Source organism: Paraburkholderia sp. BR10954 (genome assembly GCF_040965775.1).
Classification (GTDB): Bacteria; Pseudomonadota; Gammaproteobacteria; order Burkholderiales; family Burkholderiaceae; genus Paraburkholderia; species Paraburkholderia youngii.
This window is the reverse complement of sequence record NZ_JBFRCK010000138.1, coordinates 1-2,825: the sequence shown is the minus strand read 5'-3', so window position 1 is coordinate 2,825 and position 2,825 is coordinate 1. Positions and strand designations below refer to the sequence as shown.

The 2,825-nt window shown below is 59.3% G+C and carries 3 protein-coding genes; all 3 read left to right on the top strand.

The genetic code is table 11. The features are described 5' to 3' along the window. The coding region (locus tag AB4Y34_RS41340) for a tyrosine-type recombinase/integrase (protein ID WP_368719244.1) at nucleotides 1–864 on the top strand (864 nt) is incomplete at its 5' end. Beyond that, nucleotides 861–1,805 carry a tyrosine-type recombinase/integrase gene (locus tag AB4Y34_RS41335; RefSeq protein WP_368719243.1) on the top strand — a complete coding sequence of 315 codons (945 nt, stop codon included), beginning with the start codon at nucleotides 861–863 and terminating at the stop codon, nucleotides 1,803–1,805. The genes AB4Y34_RS41340 and AB4Y34_RS41335, both read left to right, overlap by 4 nt. Beyond that, nucleotides 1,802–2,800, top strand: a complete 999-nt coding sequence (locus AB4Y34_RS41330) for a site-specific integrase (protein WP_368719242.1) — start codon at nucleotides 1,802–1,804, stop codon at nucleotides 2,798–2,800. Before AB4Y34_RS41335 ends, AB4Y34_RS41330 begins: the two co-directional genes overlap by 4 nt. The last annotated feature ends 25 nt before the right edge of the window (nucleotides 2,801–2,825 follow it).

Below are 2,825 nucleotides of genomic sequence, written 5' to 3'. Positions count from 1 at the left end.
TACTTGCGAGAAGCGCGTGCCCTGACCGAAGCGACCATTCGCAACTACGTGCCCTTTGTCCGCAGTTTCCTGGAAGACTGCTTCGGCAACCGACCGGTCTCGCTTTCCCGTTTGCGCGCGATCGATATCGTGAGATTCGTACGACGTCAGGCACCACGTTTGCACCCGAAGCGAGCGAAGCTCATGACCGCTGGACTGAGATCCTTTTTACGCTATGCGAGCTATCGGGGCGACGTGGCGCTTGATCTCGCCGCAGCTGTTCCTGTTGTAGCCAACTGGTCGATGCCTGCGATTCCCCGCGCGATTGCACCGGCTCAAACCCGACGATTGCTTGCAAGCATCGATCGACGAAGCGCGGCTGGTCGTCGCGACTATGCCATTTTGCTCCTGCTTGCCAGACTTGGATTGCGGTCGGGAGAAGTAGCGTTCCTCGAACTCAGCGACATCGACTGGACCAAGGGATGCCTGACTGTTCGCAACAACAGCGGGCTGCGCAACGAGTTGCCCTTGCCCGCTGACGTCGGTAGAGCGATCGCTGCATATCTGAGTCGTGATCGACCGCCCGGCCCCTGTCGGCGGGTATTCTTGCGCTCAAGGGCTCCGTTCACCGGTTTTCGGAGCGCTTGTGCGGTCGGCTCCGTTGTGCGTCATTCGCTCCAGCGCGCTGGCATTGATGCGCCGACTATGGGAGCACACCAATTTCGCCACGGATTGGCCACCGAGATGCTGTACCACGGTGCGTCGCTCGGCGAGATCGGCGAACTCCTTGGACACAGGCACCCACAGACCACGAGGATCTACACGAAGGTCGATATCAAAGCGCTGCGTACGCTGGCCGTGCCATGGCCAGGAGGTGTGCGATGAACACGCTTCGGCAAGCGGTCGAGGAGTACGTTACCGTGAGACGAGCCCTGGGATTCAAGCTGAATGAGGCAGAGAAGGGATTGCGCGACTTTGTCGCGTTCATGGAACGACGCCGTGCCTCGTACATCACGCAATCGCTCGCTCTCGAATGGGCCCAACAACCATCACACCAGCGATCCGCAAGCTGGGCAAAGAGGCTGGGCTTTGTCCGTTTGTTCGCGCGCTATCGCAGTGCGACCGATCCACGCACCCAGATCCCAGCGCAGGGCCTACTTCCGTTTCGGCCGACGCGGGCACGACCATATCTATATTCGGACGGCGAGATCCGAGCGCTGCTGGATGCAGCACTTCATATGCCATGCAGGTTCCAACGGGATGAACTGCAGCCATGGACGTATCATTGCCTGTTCGGGCTCCTCAGCGTAACGGGTATGCGTCTGGGTGAGGTCAGAAACCTTGAACTTGAAGACGTCGATCTGACGACAGGAGTATTGACGATTCGCGGCACCAAGTTCGGCAAGTCGAGACTCGTGCCTTTACATGCTTCGACCTGCAAGGTATTGGCCGCCTACATTGGACGCCGGCAATGTCTTTGGACCGGGCGAACCGTGTCATCCTACGTGTTCGTTTCCAACAGGGGAAACCGGCTGGACAACAGCGAGATTCATCGCGCCTTTTATCGACTCTCCCGCCAGATTGGGCTGCGCGGCGAATTCGACAGTCACGGGCCACGGCTGCATGACATGAGGCACATCTTTGCGACGAGAACGCTTTTACATTGGTACCGGTCCGGACAGGACCCCGAGCGTCGTCTGCCCATCCTGTCGGCCTACGTCGGTCATGTCCATGTGGCCGATACGCAGTGGTACCTCAACGCTTCGCCGGAACTCATGCGCGAGTCGATGCGCCGACTCGAGCGGCATTGGGAGAACCGCTCATGAACACCTCAGCCAGCTTTGCTCCCCTTCTGGAACGCTTCTTTATACAGCGCCTGATGCAGCAGCGGCAGGCCAGTCCTCACACCATCATCTCGTATCGAGACACCTTCCGCCAGTTTCTGAGGTTCGCCGAGCAACGCCTGCATAAGCCGCCGTCAGGTATGGACTTCAAGGAGATTGACGCCCTGTTGGTCGCGGCGTTTCTGGACGACCTGGAGAAGCACCATGACGTAAGCGTTCGCAGCCGCAATCTCCGCCTCACGGCAATTCACTCGTTCTTCCGGTACGCAGCACTCGAAGCCCCGGAGCATTCCGCACAGATTCAGCGCGTGCTTGCCATTCCCAGCAAGCGCTTCACCCGCACGCTCGTCAACTTCCTGACCCGTCCGGAAGTCGACGCACTCCTTGCCGCGCCAGATCAACGTACCTGGTCCGGCCGACGCGATCATGCCTTCCTGCTGGTGGCTGCGCAGACCGGCCTGCGTTTATCCGAGATGACCGGACTCAAACGCGAGGACCTCGTCCTGGGTGCCGGCGCACATGTGCGCGTAATCGGCAAGGGCCGTAAGGAACGCTGCACGCCGGTCACGAGGTCTACGCGAGCCGTATTGAAATCGTGGTTGCATGAGCCGCAGCGCGGTGATGGTGATGTGCTGTTTCCGAACGCCAGGGGAGGACGTCTCAGTGTTCACGGCGTGCAGTATCTGCTAAACAAACATCGAGAAGCGGCCTCAAGAGTGTGTCCCTCCTTGAACAAGAAGCGGATCACTGTCCACTGCTTGAGGCATACGGTGGCTATGGACCTTCTTCAATCGGGCGTTCCTCGCTCAGTGATTGCGTTGTGGCTTGGGCACGAATCGGTAGAAACAACGCAGATCTATCTCGAGGCGACGCTTGCAATGAAGGAGCAGGCCCTTGCGAAGATGTCGCCACTACGCGGCAAGGCGGGCCGCTTCCGCCCGACAGACCAACTGCTCGCCTTTCTGAATAGCCTGTAGGGTCACGAAACTATGTTGGGTGATC